Raw genomic sequence first — 17,955 nt, forward strand, 5'->3', positions numbered from 1 at the left:
ACAGCTATAGCATCTGCACCCCTCCGCTCGAAGCCCCCAAAGGAAATGCCTCAATGCGTCGACTTCTCGTGCCTGTACTGTCGCTACAGGCGCTCGCCGCCACCGCTTACGCTGCCGAAAAACCGGAATCAAACAACGAGCCCATCGCGCTTGAGCAGATGGAAGTCACCGCCACTGGTGCCGAGCGCGGCGACGGGCCGGTAGATGGCTATCGAGCAACCCGCTCGGTCAGCGCGACGCGCACCGACACGCCGATACACGAAATCCCACAGTCGATCAGCGTGGTCCCGGGACAGGTCGTGGAAGACATTGCCGCCACGCGCCTTGAAGACGCGCTGGACTATGCCGGCGGCGTCGAGCGCGGCAACAACTTCGGCGGCCAGGGCCTGACTGAGTTCCTGGTGCGCGGCTTCAGCTCCCAGGAGTTCTACCGCAATGGCTTCGCCATCAACCGCGGCTACCCCAACATGCCGGACGCCGCCACGATCGAACGCATCGAAGTGCTGCGCGGCCCGGCCTCCATGCTGTATGGCCGTGGCGACCCGGGCGGCACCTTCAACATCGTCAGCAAGCAACCGCAAGCCGAACGTCGTACCGTACTGGGCAGCCAGTTCAACACCGAAGGGCTGCGTCGCGGTACGCTGGATACCACGGGTGCGCTGGATGAGCAGGCCGCATTCACCTACCGCCTGAACCTGGTGGCAGAAGGTGGCGACAGTTTCCGCGATGACGTCGAGAGCGAGCGATACAACGTCGCCCCGGTGCTGCGTTGGCAGCTCAACGAGGACACATCAGTAACCCTCGAAGGCGACTACCTGCACAACCGCCATCCGCTCGACCGCGGCGTCACCCGCTACGCCAACCAGCAGAGCAAGCTGCCGCGTGATCGATTCCTGGGCGAGGAAGCCGCTGGCAAGCTGACCAACGAGAACGCCACCACCCAACTGCGCATCGAGCACCTGCTCAATAACAGCTGGACGCTGCGCGGCGGCGTTCAGTATCTCGACGGCGAGATTTACGGCGGCGCCGTGGAGAACAACAGCAACAGCTACGCCCTGGGGCTCGCTCCAGGCGCAACCACGGTCGGCCGCAACTATAACGAGCGCTGGCTGAACTGGAACGACGTCAACGTTCAGGCCAATGCCGAAGGCAACTTCGACCTCGCTGGCTTTGCTCACACCCTGCTGGTGGGAGTCGAGTACGACAAGTTCAACTACAACTCGTTGATCATCCGCTCGCCGGGCGGTGGCGCGTACCCGATCGACCTGTACAACCCGGTGCATGGCCGGCCACTGCCAGCGCTGACCCGCACCACTACCCATGACAGCGAGACGCTTAACTCCTATGCCTTCTACCTGCAGAATCAAGTCGCGCTGACCGAACGCCTTACAGCACAGGTGGGCGCCCGTATCGAGCGCTTCGAGCAGACTTACGAGGACAAGCTTCCAGGCGCTGAGGACTGGGACCAGGCGCATAACGCTGTCACGCCGCGCATTGGCCTGATCTACGACCTCACCGAGGAATTGGCGGTATACGCCAACACCTCACGCTCGTTCAAACCGAACCGTGGGGCCGATCGCCTCGGCAACTCGTTCGACCCGGAAAAAGGTGTCGCCCACGAAGTTGGCATCAAATACGACATTGCCGATCGCGACCTCAGTCTGACCGCGGCCGTCTTCCATATCGTCAAGGAAAACGTGCTGACCAATGACCCGCTGGACAGCACTCGTAGCATCGCCGCTGGCGAAGTGCGCAGCCGCGGCTTCGATATCAGCCTGGCCGGCAATATAACCCCCCAGTGGAGCGTGGTCGGCGGCTATGCCTATGTCGACGCCGAAGTCACCGAAAGCACCAGCGCCACCATGCCGGCCGGGACTCGTTTGGGTAACGTACCGAGACACAGCTTCAATCTGCTGGACACCTACGAGTTCGACGGTGGCCCGCTGGCTGGCCTAGGCGTAGGTGTTGGGCTGAAATATGTCAGCGAGCGCCAGGGCCAGACCAGCAACAACACGTTCGACATGGACGCCTACACCGTAGTCGACCTGCTGGCCTACTACCCGCTGACCGACCGCGTTCGCCTCAACCTTAACCTCGATAACGTATTCGACGAAGAGTATTACGAGCGTGCCTGGAACGTCTGGGCCTACCCAGGAGCCCCGCGCACCCTGCAAGCCGGCATTTCCATCGAACTGTAACCGCCCGCCGTTTCTCGGAAAGCGGACTGTCGCTTTCCGAGACGGCGTTGTTAGCTACGTTCTCTCCCCAGCATGAAGCGCCCAGTTTCACAGCGTGAGGTTAACGACGCGCTATATCGGTTCTCTGCGGCGACCATGGAGCCCTCGCCGAAAAGCCAGCACCGCATCCAGCCTTTTCTATAGTCGATCCAGCGGGCTCAACACAGCTAGACCACCTCGATTCAGCACGTGTGTGTAGATCATGGTTGTCTTGACGTCAGCGTGACCGAGCAGCTCTTGTACGGTGCGTATGTCCTGGCCGCTTTCCAATAGATGCGTCGCGAAGCTGTGGCGGAGCGTACGCGGCGTTGCCAACTTCGCAATCCCCGATGCCGTTACCGCGCGCTTGAAGGCGCGCTGCACCCGCTTCTCATCCATATGGTGACGGCGTACGGCCCCGCTGCGCGGGTCCACTGACAGTCCCGTCGCTGGAAATACATACTGCCAAGCCCACTCCCAAGGAGCCTTGGGGTATTTACGAGACAAAGCGTCCGGGAGATAGACATCCCCGTTGCCTTCAGCCAACGCCTGTTGATGCATCACCCGCACCCTCGCGAGGTGGAGCCTAAGAGGCTCGATCACACTAACAGGCAGCACCGTGACGCGATCTTTTTGCCCCTTACCTCTGGGCAGAATACTATTCAGCAGTACGGTGAATAGCGGACACAGGCGCCTTCCTATTCTCCCCTAAGGAAACTCAAGTCTTAGATAAAATTCATGACAACTGAAAAAATCGTTATGGAAGATACTTGAAGATATAAACAGTAGCCTGGCGGAAGCAAAGCAGCGCTTAAGATTAATGGCGGATCTCAAATAAGACGTAAAAATCAAGCTGCCCTAATTACAATAATCCGCCCAGATCGTTCGCCTCGCTCTCTGGGAAGGGTTAAAGCCCGCCCTTAACTTTGATGACTGAAAACTGTTATTTCTTCATCGCTCTCGGATTAAAAACATGACCGAACACTCGTTTCACTCATCATATCGTGAAAAAATAATTGAACATTTGCTAATTGGCGAATTATTAAGAGTCTCGTGGAAAAACAAAGATTTTAGCTTAGAAGTTTCAAAGCCTGAAGTTGACAACGCCGGATACGATATCATTGCCGAAGCAAATGGGATTATCAGACACATACAACTCAAAGCTACATTTATCGGCTCATCAACCGCAACGCATAAAGTTCATATTTCTCTCGCAAAAAAACCATCCGGCTGCGTAGTCCTGGTGCATTTCAACCGCGAAACGCTCGAGCTGGGGCCTTACTTCTATTTCGGCGCAGCGCCAGGCCAGCCACTTCCGAGCGTTGAATATCTTAAAATCGCCAAACACACCAAAGGGGATGCCACCGGCATAAAATCAGAACGACCGAACATTCGCGTTCTGAACAAAGGTAGCTTCAGAAAATTACTAACCATAGACGAGCTGTATAACGTGCTATTTTTTGCGAACGCGTAACGATATTATCGAGCTGCCCCGCCTCACATGGAATGGGCTAATGCTAGCCACTAATCATCGCCGGAATCTTTCAAAGCATCATGATCAATGAAAAACAATTACTACGAGCTATAGAGACTGGATTCAAAAACGCAAAGCATAAATCAAAAAGAAGGGTTGATATACCCAGCCAGCTCATATCAACAATATTTGTTCACGAAGTTTCAAAATCTATACACCAGAATATTTTCGACACAACGCACGAACTAAAAACCATAGGCGTGAGCGACGAACTTGTAAGAATCTCTGGTGAATGGCTACTAGACTGCTGCATTGTCAGAACAGACCACTCATTCATACACAAGATAGCATTTGCTCTTGAATCAGAAAGCAATACGAGTAAAAAGTCATTCGACGAAGATTTTGCGAAGCTAATGCACGTCAACTCAGATACTAAACTCTACCTTAACGGCCTAAACCAGATCACTACCAGCGGCATTAACAAGTATATAGAAAACCGCTTACGTTACGCAGAATCAATTTTAGGCTCAGGAAACTACGCGACCGAAAACTTTTATTTCGGTTTCTGGCCTTCACCAAAACAGCAGAAGCAGGGACTTCCTTCATTTTGGAATCTATTCGAAATACACCAACACCTTGACGCAATCCACCTTTATAAGTATGCAAACGGCAAATTCATAAAGGTCACACCAACCTGCAGTGAATTCTTATGACGGGTAGTCCTCTACCGTAAAGTTCAAGCATTGGTTCAATCACTTGCCCCGCACACTAGGATTGGCTAAGGATGCTCTGAAGCCCTGTAATTCCGGCCGACTTCAGCCCGCCAATTTTTAAAGCGACATATTGATCAAGAAACGATCAGATCGTCCGCTATTTCTTATTTTTTTGCAGCCGCGAGCTTCTCCTGGCAACCAGTGCCTGCACTACAGGCGCACCGCTCCTGTATTCGCCAGTAGATGTCGGTGCGCCATTCACACAGAGCGAACAGCGTCACCAAGGCTGTGCTGATGCCGCCCGATTCACTCCGCTTTAAACAAGCGCCTCGTCGATACAAGTGAACTTACCCCCCAACGGCACGATCCCCATTAATGCACAGTCAGAGCGAGCCAGGCAGCAGGCGCATCCGCGCGATGCATCAGGCCCGGATCGCCCAGCGATGAGGATGCCTCCGTGACCGTTATCACCCACAGCACGCACCACACGACACACAGTACTTCCCGTCATGTACCGAACCCGGTTCACGCGACGTTGCTCGCCGGGACCGTTCCGCTGTTTCTAGGCGGCCTGCTAAGTGATATCGCCTACTTTCAGACCTATGAGATTCAATGGACCAATTTCGCGTCGTGGCTGGTTGCCGGCGGCCTGGTTTTCTGCGGATTGGCGATCGTGTTCGCGCTGGTCAATCTGGTCAAAGCCACGCATAAGAATGGGCGGCCGCTGATCTATCTACTGTTGCTGGTCGCCACTTGGGTGCTGGGCTTTTTCAACGCGCTGGTACACGCCAAGGACGCTTGGGCGAGCATGCCATCCGCCCTGATCCTGTCAGTGATCGTGACCCTTCTTGCCTGCGCGGCGACTTGGGTCGGCTTTACCAATCTACGTTCGGGAGGTGAAGCATGAATTACGCAGGCCCACTGAGCGCCCTGACCGTGGCGCTGTTCTTGAGCGCCTGCGGCGGCGCGGACCAGGACATCGCCTCGGTAAAAGGCGAAAACCCCAGACTAGACGAGCCTCAGCGCGGACTGTTGCCCAGCATGACGATTGCCGACCCTGTCGGCTGGGGCGATAAGAAGCCAACCGTTCCCGAGGGTTTCACGGTGAGTGCGATCGCGACCGATCTGCAAATCCCGCGGCAGACCCTCGTATTGCCGAACGGGGACATCCTCGTGGCAGAAGGCCGCGGAGGCAATGCGCCCAAGCTCAGGCCTAAGGATGTGATCGCCGGTTACATCAAGGCAAAGGGCACGACTTCGGTCAAAAGCGGCAATCGCCTGACCCTGCTACGTGATGCGGATGGCGATGGCGTCTATGAACTGCAGAAAGTGTTTGCAGACGACCTCAACGCGCCGTACGGCCTGGCGCTGGCCAACGGCAACCTCTACATCGCCAATCAGGATGCGCTGGTGCGCTTCGAGTATCAGGAAGGTCAGACCGAGGCCAGTGGCGAGCCGGTGAAGGTCACCGACCTGCCCTACCGGATCAACCATCACTGGACCAAAGCACTGACGGCGAGCCCGGACGGACGCTTCCTGTATGTGGGCATTGGTTCGAACAGCAACATCACCGAACGCGGGATGGAGGCTGAAGTCGACCGGGCGATGATCTGGCAAATCGACGCAGAAACCGGCGCTCACAAGCCTTACGCAACGGGCCTGCGCAACCCAACAGCACTGACGATTCGCCCCGACACGGACCAGCTGTGGGCGGTGGTGAACGAGCGGGACGAGCTTGGTCCGAATCTGGTCCCTGACTACCTCACCTCGGTACAGGAAGGCGGCTTCTACGGCTGGCCCTATAGCTACTGGGGGCAGAATGTCGACGAGCGCGTGCGCCCACAAGACCCGGATCTGGTCGCCAGGGCGATCAAACCTGACTACGCGCTAGGCCCGCACGTGGCGGCGCTGGGCGTGGACTTCTCGTCGCCGGTCATGGGTGAAAAATTCGCCGAAGGCGTGTTCGTCGGCGAGCACGGCAGCTGGAATCGCGAAGATCCGTCCGGTTATCAAGTGGTGTTCGTGCCCTTCAGGAACGGAAAACCCTCGGGCGAACCGGTGGATTTCGTGACCGGGTTTCGCACCGCCGAAGGAACGCACGGCAGGCCGGTGGGCGTGACGGTCGATCCGAAGGGGGCGCTCATCGTCGCGGACGACTTGGCTAACATCGTATGGCGGGTGACCCGGACACAGTAATGCCCACGACCGGCTGCGCTGGGCGAGATGGCCAACACAGGTTCCAGCACAGCTCGAATGGCCCCAGTGCGGTTTTACTGGGGCCTGATTTTTGGAGACAGATGGCGATGAAAAAGCTTTCGTTGAAGATCCTTAGCGCTGTGGCTGCCGGCGCGGCTTCCCTCGCCATTGCCGCACCCGCTACGGTTGAGAAGAGCCAGTGGCCATTTAGCGTGACGCCACGAGCCAGCTTCTCCGAACCCTGGGCCATGACCTTTCTGCCGGACGGTACGGCATTGGTCACGGAAAAGCGCGGTGCGCTCAAGCACGTCGACGTAAAGACCGGAACGGTTCATGAGATCACCGGCGTGCCAGAGGTGGCCTATGGCGGTCAGGGCGGGCTGGGTGACGTCATCCTTCATCCGGATTTCGCACAAAACAACGTCATCTACCTCAGCTATGCCGAGCATGGTGAGGACGGCAACCGGGGCGCAGCGGTCACCCGCGCAACCCTGAAGCGGAGCGCCGACGGCGGCGAGCTGTTAGACCCGAAAGTGATCTGGCGACAGTCGCCCAAGGTTTCCGGCAAAGGCCATTACGGGCATCGTCTCGCGTTCGGCCCGGACGGCAAGTTGTGGATCACCTCCGGGGAGCGGCAGAAATTCACGCCCGCGCAGGACATGAACGCCAATCTCGGCAAAGTGATCCGCCTGAACGAAGACGGCAGCGTGCCGGCTGACAATCCGTTCGCGGACAAAGGCGGCGTGACCGCGCAGATCTGGTCGCTGGGGCATCGCAATCCTTTGGGGATCGCCTTCGATGGGCAGGGACGCCTGTGGGAACACGAAATGGGCCCGGAAGGCGGCGATGAGTTCAACCTGATCCAGAAAGGCGGCAACTACGGTTATCCGGAAGTCTCTAACGGCGACCACTACGGCGGCCGCCCGATTCCCGATCACGACACGCGCCCCGAGTTCATCGCACCGAAGGTTTCCTGGACGCCGGTGATCTCCCCTGCAGGTCTGATCATCTATGACGGCGACCGGTTTGCTGACTGGAAAGGTGATGCGTTTATCGGTGGCCTGTCGGCCGAGGCTTTGGTCCGTGTCACCTTGAACGGTGAAGAAGCTAGCGAGGCCGCACGGTACAACATGAGAACGCGCATCCGCGAAGTCGAACAAGGCCCGGACGGAAGCGTCTGGTTGCTGGAGGATGGCGACGGGGGTCGCTTGCTGGAATTGCAGCCGAAGTAGGACGGATAAAGGCGCCGCCATGTTGGACGGCGGCGCTGGTTGAGGTCATCAGCGGAACGCTTAGTGATGTCCACGTTTCCGCTCGCAGATCAGTTTTGGCGTGCTCTCTTGATCCGGTGATCCCAGCGGCGCTTGGCGAAGCGGCGCATGTTGGGGATGTCATCGGTTTCGTCCATGATCGGCTTGCCGATGATGGTTTCCATGATGTCTTCCAGCGTAACCAGCCCACGCCAGCTACCGAACTCGTCGTAAACCAGGCACATGTGCTGACGCTCGTGCAGCAGCTGCGTCATGAGGTTTTCGACGCTCGTCATTTCCGGCGCTACCCGCAGCGGCTTCATGATCGTCGAAACCGGAGCCTGGTCGTCCGGCGCCGCCAGGGCGTCATAGCGGAACACAAGGCCCAGCGGGCTCTCGTCATCGCCAATCACCGGGTAGCGCGAAAACTGGCTGTCAGCGACCTTTTCCTTGAACGCTTCGATGCTGGTGTCCGGCGAGGTGTAATCGCAGACCGTGCGCGGCGTCATCACGTCGCGAACCTTGATGTCGTGCAGGTCGAGGATATTGCGGATGACGCGCTGCTCGTCCTCGTCAAGGCTCTTGTTCTCGCGACCAAGCACTGTCAGGGCTTTGATCTCCTGACGGATATCGTGCTCAGGCTCTTTGCCGCCGACGAGCCGCATGATCATGTCCGACATGAAGATGAAGGGTTTGAGGACCCAGATCATGCCATTGAGAATCGGCGGCAGGAACGGCGCAAGGGTGCGCCAGTAGCGGGCGCCGATGGTCTTGGGAAGTATCTCGGACAGCACCAGGATCAGCACCGTCATCAAAGCGGATGCGATACCGACATAGCCATTGCCGAACACCACGGTGACCTGCGCCCCGACGCCAGTCGCGCCGACGGTGTGGGCGACGGTGTTGAGCGTCAGGATCGCAGCCAGCGGCTGGTCGACCTTGTCTTTCAATTCTTTCAAACGTTCATAAAGCTTCGGACGGGAAGCCTTTTGATGAGCGATGAAGCTGGGCGTTAGTGACAGCAGCGCAGCCTCGAGGATCGAGCAGATGAATGAAACGAGGATGGATAAGACAGCGAACGCTATCAGGAGGGTCATGTAAGAAAGGTTTCGTTGCTCATGGCAGGCCAATTTACAGCAAAGCGGGCAAACGTTAGCCGGCTTCGACGATGGGCTTGCAACATTTGATTTCTCCAACCTCAACGCTCACGCGGGGACACTGAGTTCGACGACACGGGCCTATGACGGGTTCGCCCCCATGTTGTTGAGGCTGGCAAGCGCGGCGGGCCGTTCCGTTCAAGCCTCCAGCTTGTTTGCAGACAGCATCCTCGGCTAGGGTGCGTCCCTCGAAGAGACAGCCATTCAGGAGCAGGCGAATTGATCAGGACAGGGATGTTGGCGTTGAGTCTGCTAGGGGCGCTCACGACGCAGGCGGCCGAACAACGGGTCTATCTCGTAGCAACCATGCAACTGGATGGTTCGAGCCTGGCGCAGAGCATTTTCCTGCATGAACCAGACATCACCGAGCTGGACGGCTGCATCGAAGCAGTGCGCGAAGGCCAGCGCGCCCGTGACTGGCAGAAATACCACCATGTGTTCCGGAGCGACCGCCTCAAGGGGTTTTCCGGCCATATGCAATACCGCTGCGCCTTGAGCGATCTTCGCTTCAACGTCTGGCGAGACGGGCCCCGCTACAACCGGCCTTACCTGATCAGCGTCGATGGGCAGGCCATGCTCAGCGCAGCGCGAACGTCGAGCCAGGCCCAATGCATGACTCAACTGCGGGCGCTTCCTTCGTCCAGGCAGGCGCAGAGCTTCTGCGCCATGAGCAACCAGGACCTCAAACCTTGAGCCGCCCGCCTTTCCAGCCAGGCGGCAGGGGGTTGTACCATTCCGGCTGATAGCTGCCCGGCACCGGCGCGAAGGACACACCAAAGCGGTTCCAGGCATTGATGGTCGCTATCGCCAGCGTGAGGTTGGCCAGCTGGGCCTCGGAAAATTGCTGGCGCACCTCATCGAACAGGGCTTGCTCTATACCGTTTGGCAGCAGCGTATTGGCCTCGGCCCAGGCCAACGCGGCGCGTTCTCGCTCAGTGAAAAAAGGCGTTTCGCGCCAGGCACTCAAGACATAGATGCGCTGCTCGGTTTCACCGATGGCGCGGGCGTCCCTGGTATGCATGTCGATGCAGAATGCACAGTGATTGATCTGCGATACGCGAATCTTCACCAGCTCCATCAGCGGTTTGTCGATACCGTCTTCGCGGCGGCTTTGCCGTGCCAGGTAAGTTTCCAGCCCAATCATGGCGGTCATTACGTCGGGGGCGGCGGTCTGGTAGTTCATGCGCATTGGTGTCACTCCTCGGTTTGAATATGCAACCAAGGCTACGCAGACCACAGGCTGCGCTATTGTAGATTTTCGACATCCTCCAACGGGCCCGTCATGTCCGATTCCGTCCAAGGCCGCCTGCCCTCCCTTCAGGGTTTCATCACACGTCCGCCAAGCCCGCCGCTGGCTGCGTACGTGCAGCGTTTCTGGTGGGTGGAAGGCGACGGCTCGCAGACCTTCGTCGAGCAGATGCTGCACCCGGACGGCGGCAGTGGCGTCATCTTCAACTTTGCCGACCCGCTGAATTTCGATGGCACTCAATGCAGCCTGCGGACGCTGATCGCTGGCCCGCAGCTGGCCAGCGCACGCCTCCAGCTGGTCGGTGAAGTCAGGATGATGGGCGTACGCTTTCACCCCGGCATGGGCGACGCGGTATTCGGCATCGGTCTCGACGAGCTGGCTGGATTCCACGACGCCAGCTGGCCCAGGCTTGGCCTCGCGCACCTGATCGATCAGCTGGCTGAACTGGAACGGGACGCGCAGCAGGCTGTGGTCGAGCGCGAACTGCTCTGGCGCCTCAGAGCAAGCCAAGCGCGTCGCACGCCGGTGCAACAGCTGCTGGCGCAGATCGCGGCCGAGGGCGGCCGTGCCCGCCTGACCGACCTGCTCCAGAGCGTACCGCTCGGCCAGCGGCAACTGGAACGCCTGTTCCGCCACCAGGTGGGGATGACGCCTAAGCAGTTCAGCCGCATTCAGCGTGTGGCCCTGGTACGCAATCAGCTACGCACCGGCCAGCCGCTCCTCGATACCGCCCTCGCCTGCGGCTACAGCGACCAGGCGCACTTCATTCACGACTTCAAGCGCGTGGTAGGCATGACACCGGGGCAGTATCGGTTGCGGGCCAAGAACAGCTGAGCCCAGGCCGCAATCGAAACAGAGCCGTCCGCTTGCCGATCCCACGTAACCCGCAGCGCCCGTATGCAGACGTCACGCGCCACTCGTAGGGGCGATGGTGGTGAATGGCCGCCCGCAGCAGTTCTGGCAAGATCCGTGGGAACCTTGTCATTGCGACAGATGCGTGTCGGCAGCAGACTGCAGGCATCTTCCCTGAGAGGTGTTCCATGGACACCACGCGCACCGTCGCCTGCCTGATCTACCCGGATGTCATGAGCCTGGACGTCACCGGCCCAATGCAGGTGTTCGCCTCCGCGAACGTGGAGCGGCAGCGTCAAGGCCTGCCGCGCCATTACGAGCTGATGCTGCTCGGCGCCAGCGCCGGCCCGGTCGCGACCTCGGCGGGGCTGAAGCTGGTGGCGGATGCGAGCTGGGCCGAGTGCGATCCCGCCACGCTGGATACGCTGCTGGTGCCGGGCGGCGTCGGCGTGGATGTGCAGAAGCATGACCAACCGCAGCTTGACTGGCTGCGAAGGGCAGAACCCAGGGTACGCCGCCTGGGATCGGTCTGCTCCGGCGCGCTGATCCTGGCCGAAGCGGGTCTGTTCGACGGGCGCAAGGCAACCACGCACTGGGCTGATCTTGCCGCCCTGGGCTCGTACCCGGCCATCGAGGTGCAGGGCGATCGGCTGCACACCTACGACCCGACCGACTCGCAGGCGGCGCACCTGTTCAGCTCGGCGGGCGTTACCGCGGGCATTGATCTGGCGCTGGCCCTGGTGGAGGCGGATCTGGGCCGCGCCCTGGCTTTGGCAGTCGCCCAGCGTTTGGTGATGTTCCTGCGTCGGCCAGGCGGACAGACCCAGTTCAGCCCGCTGCTGATGGCACCGACCAGCAGTGTGGCGCGTCTGTCCGCGCTGCTGGAATGGATTCCCGGGCATCTGGGCGACGATCTTTCTATCGAAGCACTGGCCGCCCAGGCGCACATGACGCCGCGCACTCTCTGTCGCCTGTTCAGCCAGGAAACCGGCATAGGGCCGGGGCAGTACATCGAAAGGGTGCGTCTGGAGGCCGCGCGCAACCTGCTGCTCGACGCGCAGGCCTCGATTGCGACGGTGGCGCGGCTAACCGGTTTCGGTCATCCGGAAAATCTCAGGCGCAGCTTTCAGAAACACCTGTCAGTCAGCCCGCGAGAGTTTTACCAGCGCTTCGGCTGACGCCTCGTCCGACCTCACTCACTGTTCACCAGCGCGCTCGGCATCTGGCCAGGCAGCGCTGTGCCCGCTCGTCCCCCTCAAGGAGCCGCACCTATGTACCTACTGCTCAACAATCCGCAGGTCCTGCGCCTGTTCATTGCCCAAGCGTTGTTCTGGTCATGCTCGATGACCGGGATCATATTCACCGCCATCGTCGGTCTGCGCCTGGCACCCGCGGCGGGGCTCGCTACCTTGCCGCTTGCCCTGCTGATGCTTGGTGGCTTGCTCGCCCTGCAGCCGCTAGCGGGGCTGATGCAGCGCCGCGGCCGGCGGGCCGGTTTTCTGATCGGTGCCTTGGCTGGCGTGTTGGGCGGGCTGATCAGCGCGCTGTCGCTCTGGCTCGACAGCTTCACCCTGCTGTGTCTCGGCGCGTTGCCGATCGGTGCCTACCAGGCTTCAGCCATGTTCTACCGCTTCGCCGCGCTGGAAGCGGTGAGTGACGCCTTCAAGGGTCGCGCCACTGCCTGCGTGATCGGCGGTGGCGTATTGGCCGCGCTGATAGCGCCCACGCTCGGCCATATGGCGCGCGATATCACTGCCGTCCCCTTTGCCGGCACCTATCTGCTGATCGCCAGCCTCGCAGCGCTGGGCGTACTGATACTTGCAGGCTTGCCGGCGAGCAGCGGTGCACCAGCTGCTCACGATGCCCTGCCCGCTGTCAGTTGGCGGGCACTGCTGTCGCGGCCGACCATTCGCGCCGCGGTGCTGACCACTGCCGCCGGCCACGGTCTGATGATCTTGGTGATGAACGCCACGCCCTTGGCGATGCATGGCGAAGGCCTGAATCTGCAGGCCAGCGGGCAAGTCATCCAGTGGCACATGCTCGGCATGTTCCTCCCGGCTTTCGTCGCCGGGCCGTTGGTGGACCGCTGGGGCTGCCGACTGGTCGCCTGCGGCGGCGCGGCCCTGCTGATCGTCAGTGCGATAGTCGCGCTGCTCGGCATCACCCACTGGCACTTCATGATCAGCAGCTGCCTGCTCGGCGTCGGTTGGAACCTGATGCTGGTCGCCGGCACCACGCAACTCGGCCACGGGCATGCGCCGAATGAGCGGGCCCGGGCACAAGGACTCATGGAGCTGAGCAACGGTGGCGTCGCCGCAGTGATGTCGTTCGCTTCCGGTGCGCTGATCGCCCAGGCTGGATGGGCCGCGGTGAATATCGGGCTGCTGCCGATCGTGACGCTTGTGGTTCTGGTGCAGATCGCGCAATGGGATCGGCGGAGGCAGCCAGCCGAGAGGAGCCTGTAGCTGCTGACACCTTCGCAGAGGTCAGCTTCGCTGCAAGGGACGACTTACCCGCCCTTGAAAAAGGAAGGCTCCGCTGGCCTCCAGCGCAAGCTCCAGCGAACGGGCCTGCTTTCGGCTCGAAGTAACCCGGAAGCGGATGTAGCAGCGTTCCTCGAGAAACGCCTGTCGCCCCGCCTCCGTGCGGAGATCATATCCATCGGCACAACCAGCGAAGTACAGGTGCTTCGCCAATATCGACTGTGTGCTTCTGACATCGGAGGGGTTTTCCCAACTGCCACCGGGCTTGAGCACCAACCGACTCTGGCGCGACCTGCGATGCTGAATCAGCCGCTTGCGCAGGTTGACGCCGATCCCGACCTTTAGCGCTTCGCCATCGTTCGTGTGGATCTCGTAGATCCCTGGCAAGGCAGGGACGTTTTGTTCGATCTCCGAGAATCGGATATCCATCGCTGGGAATGAAGCGCTGTCTGCGTGGGTCATTGAGCCGTAGATATCCGGGTGCGATACAAAAAACAGGAATGAGGTTGGTCGAATTGGAAACCCACTGAGCCCAACCCATCAGGCATCGCCAATGTCTTCGCCGAACATCATCCGATGTCCTTCGGGCGTCGCAACGCCAAACTCGCGCATGCCCCATGGCTTGTCGGATATCGGCTGGAAAATAACGGCGCCCCGCTGCTGGTATCTGGCGTAAAGCTCATCAATGCCGTCGCAGTTAACGTATGCGAAATAGGCGTGCTCATGGGTATCACGGGCCGACACTTCGTCCGGGCAGTGCCCGAGCATCACGTGAAAATCCCCGAGGCTGATGAATGACCAGCCCTCGACGCGGAATCGCACAGAGAAACCAAGCACGTCGAGAAAGTAGTGCTCGGTTTTCTCCAGGTCATCTACGGCGAGCACGTGCTGGGTGGCTTTAACGGTGAACACTGAAAAGCTCCTTGAAGGATGGATACAGGAGAACTGCGGTACGGCTACGCTTCAGCGGCCAGTTGATCAAGGGCTTGCTCATGTTCGGGCTCCTCCGGCTGGAGCCCGATGCGCTGTCAGCGCGGTCTGACGCCATCCAGTATCAACGCCTGCAAGCTCTTGAGCGTTTGCTCGAAGAATGCCGGATCATCCAGCGTCTTGCCGGCGACGGCTTCGATCTGCACGCGGAAGTCGGCGTAGTGCTGGGTGGTTGCCCAGAGCGAAAAGATCAGATGATGAGGACTGACTGCCGCCAGCTTGCCGGCATCTATCCAGGCCTGGATCACGGCGACCTTGTTCTCGACAAGCTCACGCAAGGGCTGCTCCAACTCGCCCAACAGCAACGGCGCGCCTTGCATGATCTCCATGCAGAACAGCCGGGATTCTTCGGGATGGTCGCGGGAGAGTTCGAGCTTGACGCGCAAGTAGTCGCTGATCGCCTCGATCGGGTCCTGCTCGGCTGAAAACGCCTGCAGCGGCCGCAGCCAGACCTCGAGCAGTTGCCGCAGCACGTTTATATAGAGGTCTTCCTTGCTGCCGAAGTAGTACAGCAGGTTGGTCTTTGACACGTCGGCCTGGGTCGCGACCTGATCCAGGCTGGTGCCGTGCAGGCCGAAGCGCGAAAAAAGCCCAAGGGCAGCGCTGAGGATGGTGGCCCGCTTGCTCTCGATCATGCGGGCACGGCGGTCCACTGCGCTGGCACTGGGAACACGTGTCGCGCCCTTTTTCTTGGCGGTTTTGCCGGCGGTCAGGCGTCGGCGTGGAGCTGTTGGGGTCTGGTCTGTCACTGCATTACCGGATGGGGGCAAACGGGACGTTACTGTAGCGCGCCAGAGGTCAGTGCGGCACAAGCAGACGCTCTGCAAGCTGTTTGCGCGCTTTTTGCGCAACGGAGGGGCCGCCCGCACAAACCAGGTGCTCTGTTTCGGACCAAATGGTCTACCCAGCCACCAAGTACAGATCCATCTTATTGATATATATGTCAATTCAACTTCTGGCCTGCTTTCTGCTAAAGCCTCTGTGACCCTGCCCGCCACGTTCGGGCAGCGCTTTCTAGCCATTGCGTACAGAGGTGCTTCCCATGGATGTTGGTGTTTTCATTCCGATCGGCAACAACGGCTGGCTCATTTCCGAAAACGCGCCGCAGTACATGCCGACCTTCGAACTCAACAAGGCCATCGTGCAGAAGGCCGAGGGCTACGGTTTCGATTTCGCGTTGTCGATGATCAAGCTGCGCGGCTTTGGCGGTAAGACCGAATTCTGGGAGCACAACCTGGAGTCCTTCACGCTGATGGCGGGGCTGGCGGCTGTCACCAGCAAGATCCAGCTGTTCGCCACCGCTGCTACCCTCACCCTGCCGCCGGCCATTGTGGCGCGCATGGCCTCGACCATCGACTCGATTTCCAATGGCCGCTTCGGGGTGAATCTGGTGACCGGCTGGCAGAAGCCCGAGTACAGCCAGATGGGCATGTGGCCGGGCGACGAATTCTTCGGCAACCGTTACCAGTACCTCGGCGAGTACGCTCAGGTATTGCGCGATCTGTGGGCTACCGGTCATAGCGACTTCAAGGGCGAGCACTTCCAGATGGAAGATTGCCGCGTCAGCCCCATGCCGCAGGCGGACATGAAGATCATCTGCGCGGGCTCTTCGGATGCCGGCATGGCGTTCTCGGCGCAATACGCCGATTACAACTTCTGCTTCGGCAAGGGCGTGAACACGCCGACCGCCTTCGCGCCAGCCACGGAGCGGTTGCTCAAGGCCACCGAGAAAACCGGTCGCAACGTGACTTCCTGTGTGCTGTTCATGGTCATTGCCGACGAGACCGACGAAGCCGCCCGCGCCAAGTGGGAGCACTACAAGGCTGGCGTCGATCAGGAAGCCATCGCCTGGCTGGGCGAACAGGGCGCGGCGGACAAGACCTCCGGCAGCGACACCAACATCCGGCAGATGGTGGACCCGACCTCAGCGGTGAACATCAACATGGGCACCCTCGTCGGCTCTTACGCCAACGTCGCCAGGATGCTCGACGAGATCGCCACGGTGCCTGGCATGCAGGGCGTAATGCTGACCTTCGATGACTTTCTAGAGGGCATAGAAGCCTTCGGTCAGAAGATCCAACCGCTCATGCAGAGCCGTCGCCATATCGAGCACCTGAAGGAGTCCGCCTGATGAGCGCCGCCGAGCATTTTTCAGGCTACGGCCTGGATCCAGCTGGCGCCACGCTGAAGCTACCGGCTCGCCCCGAGCCGCTGGCGATCAAGGCGAGTGAGACCGCGCTGGTCGTGGTGGATATGCAGAACGCTTACTCCACAAAGGGCGGGTATCTGGATCTGGCCGGCTTCGATGTGTCGAGCACCGGGCCGGTGATCGAGAAAATCCTGCAGGCGTTGGCCGCTGCGCGAGCGGCGGGCATCCAGGTGATTTTCCTGCAGAACGGCTGGGACGCTCAGTACGTTGAGGCCGGCGGTCCGGGTTCGCCCAATTGGCACAAGTCCAACGCCCTGAAAACCATGCGCAAGCGCCCCGAGCTGGGCGGCACACTGCTGGCCAAAGGCGGCTGGGATTATCAGTTGGTGGATGAACTGACGCCGCAGCCCGGCGACATCGTGGTGCCCAAGCCGCGCTACAGCGGGTTCTTCAACTCGCACTTGGACAGCACCCTGCGCGCCCGTGGCATCCGCAATCTGGTGTTCACCGGCATTGCCACCAATGTGTGCGTGGAATCGACGCTGCGCGATGGCTTCCACCTCGAATATTTCGGCGTGGTGCTGGCCGATGCTACCCATCAGGCCGGGCCGGAGTTCGCCCAGCAGGCAGCGCTATACAACATCGAGACGTTCTTTGGCTGGATCTCCAGCGTGGACGATTTCTGCAGCACCTTCGCCCAGGTCGAATCCACTGCCACTGCTTCTTGATTCATAACGACAGTGCCGCAACGCAGCGGCCCCAGACATCGCCTTGCAAGGAATCACCGACATGCCCAAGCAATCCATCATCCCAGCCGGCTCCGGCAAACCGCTCGCGCCCTACGTCCCCGGCTCCATGGCCGATGGCGTGGTCTACGTCTCCGGCACCCTGCCCTTCGACAAGGACAACAACGTCGTTCACGTCGGCGACGCCGCCGCCCAGACCCGCCACGTCCTGGAAACCATCAAGGGCGTCGTCGAGGCCGCCGGCGGCAGCATGGACGACGTCACCTTCAACATGATCATGCTCACCGACTGGGCCAACTACGCGAAGGTCAACGAGGTGTATGCCGAGTACTTCCCCGGCGAGAAGCCCGCACGTTATTGCATCCAGTGCGGTCTGGTGAAACCCGAGGCGCTCATCGAGATCGCCAGCATCGCGCACGTCGGCCAATAGCAACGCGCGAAACGCCACGCTGAAGCGCAGGGCGGCTGGGTTGGCCATCA

18 protein-coding genes and 1 pseudogene are annotated in these 17,955 nt (G+C 60.1%); 13 read left to right on the forward strand and 6 right to left on the reverse strand.

Annotation, left to right across the window (positions count from 1 at the left end):
- The first annotated feature begins 53 nt into the window (after positions 1-53).
- Positions 54-2,198 carry a TonB-dependent siderophore receptor gene (locus CXK96_RS13290; protein ID WP_102836929.1) on the forward strand — a complete coding sequence of 715 codons (2,145 nt, stop codon included), beginning with the start codon at positions 54-56 and terminating at the stop codon, positions 2,196-2,198.
- Between the two features lie 177 nt (positions 2,199-2,375).
- Here the strand turns inward: CXK96_RS13290 and CXK96_RS13295 are convergent.
- Positions 2,376-2,873 (reverse strand): annotated as a pseudogene (locus tag CXK96_RS13295) (tyrosine-type recombinase/integrase); the annotation flags it as partial.
- 316 nt (positions 2,874-3,189) lie between these two features.
- Here CXK96_RS13295 and CXK96_RS13300 point away from each other — a divergent pair.
- From CXK96_RS13300 to CXK96_RS13315, 5 genes are all read left to right on the forward strand, one after another.
- Positions 3,190-3,690, forward strand: a complete 501-nt coding sequence (locus tag CXK96_RS13300) for a hypothetical protein (protein ID WP_102836931.1) — start codon at positions 3,190-3,192, stop codon at positions 3,688-3,690.
- Positions 3,691-3,770: 80 nt separating this feature from the next.
- A complete protein-coding gene (locus CXK96_RS20645) occupies positions 3,771-4,403 on the forward strand; it encodes a hypothetical protein (protein ID WP_146030703.1) in 633 nt (210 codons plus the stop codon).
- Between the two features lie 457 nt (positions 4,404-4,860).
- Complete coding sequence (locus tag CXK96_RS13305; protein WP_423835192.1) at positions 4,861-5,310, forward strand: DUF2231 domain-containing protein; 450 nt, start codon at positions 4,861-4,863, stop codon at positions 5,308-5,310.
- Positions 5,307-6,599 (forward strand): PQQ-dependent sugar dehydrogenase, encoded by a 1,293-nt coding sequence (locus CXK96_RS13310; protein ID WP_102836932.1) that lies wholly within the window; start codon positions 5,307-5,309, stop codon positions 6,597-6,599. Before CXK96_RS13305 ends, CXK96_RS13310 begins: the two co-directional genes overlap by 4 nt.
- Positions 6,600-6,706: 107 nt before the next feature.
- Positions 6,707-7,831: a PQQ-dependent sugar dehydrogenase gene (locus CXK96_RS13315; protein ID WP_102837056.1), complete on the forward strand. Its 1,125-nt coding sequence runs from the start codon at positions 6,707-6,709 to the stop codon at positions 7,829-7,831.
- Between the two features lie 89 nt (positions 7,832-7,920).
- Here CXK96_RS13315 and CXK96_RS13320 read toward each other — a convergent pair whose 3' ends face one another.
- A complete protein-coding gene (locus CXK96_RS13320) occupies positions 7,921-8,946 on the reverse strand; it encodes a CNNM domain-containing protein (protein ID WP_102836933.1) in 1,026 nt (341 codons plus the stop codon).
- A gap of 294 nt (positions 8,947-9,240) precedes the next feature.
- On the opposite strand from CXK96_RS13320, the gene CXK96_RS13325 reads away from it, so the two are divergent.
- The gene (locus CXK96_RS13325; RefSeq protein ID WP_102836934.1) at positions 9,241-9,699 is read left to right on the forward strand and encodes a hypothetical protein; all 459 of its coding nucleotides are present in this window, start codon (positions 9,241-9,243) and stop codon (positions 9,697-9,699) included.
- On the opposite strand, the gene CXK96_RS13330 is transcribed toward CXK96_RS13325, so the two are convergent.
- Entirely contained in the window at positions 9,689-10,195 is a 507-nt protein-coding gene (locus CXK96_RS13330; protein ID WP_102836935.1) for a carboxymuconolactone decarboxylase family protein, read from the reverse strand. The genes CXK96_RS13325 and CXK96_RS13330 overlap by 11 nt on opposite strands.
- Before the next feature lie 93 nt (positions 10,196-10,288).
- On the opposite strand from CXK96_RS13330, the gene CXK96_RS13335 reads away from it, so the two are divergent.
- The 3 genes from CXK96_RS13335 (at position 10,289) to CXK96_RS13345 (ending at position 13,572) form a co-directional block, all read left to right on the forward strand.
- Positions 10,289-11,089, forward strand: a complete 801-nt coding sequence (locus CXK96_RS13335) for a helix-turn-helix transcriptional regulator (protein ID WP_102836936.1) — start codon at positions 10,289-10,291, stop codon at positions 11,087-11,089.
- A 206-nt stretch (positions 11,090-11,295) separates the two neighbouring features.
- A complete protein-coding gene (locus tag CXK96_RS13340) occupies positions 11,296-12,285 on the forward strand; it encodes a GlxA family transcriptional regulator (RefSeq protein WP_102836937.1) in 990 nt (329 codons plus the stop codon).
- A gap of 93 nt (positions 12,286-12,378) precedes the next feature.
- Positions 12,379-13,572 carry an MFS transporter gene (locus CXK96_RS13345; protein ID WP_102836938.1) on the forward strand — a complete coding sequence of 398 codons (1,194 nt, stop codon included), beginning with the start codon at positions 12,379-12,381 and terminating at the stop codon, positions 13,570-13,572.
- Positions 13,573-13,593: 21 nt separating this feature from the next.
- On the opposite strand, the gene CXK96_RS13350 is transcribed toward CXK96_RS13345, so the two are convergent.
- From CXK96_RS13350 to rutR, 3 genes are all read right to left on the reverse strand, one after another.
- Positions 13,594-14,052 carry a hypothetical protein gene (locus tag CXK96_RS13350; RefSeq protein ID WP_256061617.1) on the reverse strand — a complete coding sequence of 153 codons (459 nt, stop codon included), beginning with the start codon at positions 14,050-14,052 and terminating at the stop codon, positions 13,594-13,596.
- A 78-nt stretch (positions 14,053-14,130) separates the two neighbouring features.
- A complete protein-coding gene (locus CXK96_RS13355; protein WP_102836939.1) occupies positions 14,131-14,502 on the reverse strand; it encodes a VOC family protein in 372 nt (123 codons plus the stop codon).
- A gap of 116 nt (positions 14,503-14,618) precedes the next feature.
- On the reverse strand, positions 14,619-15,329 hold the full coding sequence (gene rutR / locus CXK96_RS13360) for an HTH-type transcriptional regulator RutR (protein WP_102836940.1): 711 nt from the start codon (positions 15,327-15,329) through the stop codon (positions 14,619-14,621).
- Positions 15,330-15,622: 293 nt separating this feature from the next.
- On the opposite strand from rutR, the gene rutA reads away from it, so the two are divergent.
- The 3 genes from rutA (at position 15,623) to rutC (ending at position 17,905) form a co-directional block, all read left to right on the forward strand.
- The gene (gene rutA, locus CXK96_RS13365) at positions 15,623-16,711 is read left to right on the forward strand and encodes a pyrimidine utilization protein A (RefSeq protein WP_102836941.1); all 1,089 of its coding nucleotides are present in this window, start codon (positions 15,623-15,625) and stop codon (positions 16,709-16,711) included.
- Positions 16,711-17,457 carry a pyrimidine utilization protein B gene (gene rutB, locus CXK96_RS13370; RefSeq protein WP_102836942.1) on the forward strand — a complete coding sequence of 249 codons (747 nt, stop codon included), beginning with the start codon at positions 16,711-16,713 and terminating at the stop codon, positions 17,455-17,457. Before rutA ends, rutB begins: the two co-directional genes overlap by 1 nt.
- Before the next feature lie 61 nt (positions 17,458-17,518).
- Complete coding sequence (gene rutC / locus CXK96_RS13375; protein WP_102836943.1) at positions 17,519-17,905, forward strand: pyrimidine utilization protein C; 387 nt, start codon at positions 17,519-17,521, stop codon at positions 17,903-17,905.
- Positions 17,906-17,955: the final 50 nt, after the last annotated feature.

The organism is Stutzerimonas stutzeri (genome assembly GCF_002890895.1).
Taxonomy (GTDB): domain Bacteria; phylum Pseudomonadota; class Gammaproteobacteria; order Pseudomonadales; family Pseudomonadaceae; genus Stutzerimonas; species Stutzerimonas stutzeri_AB.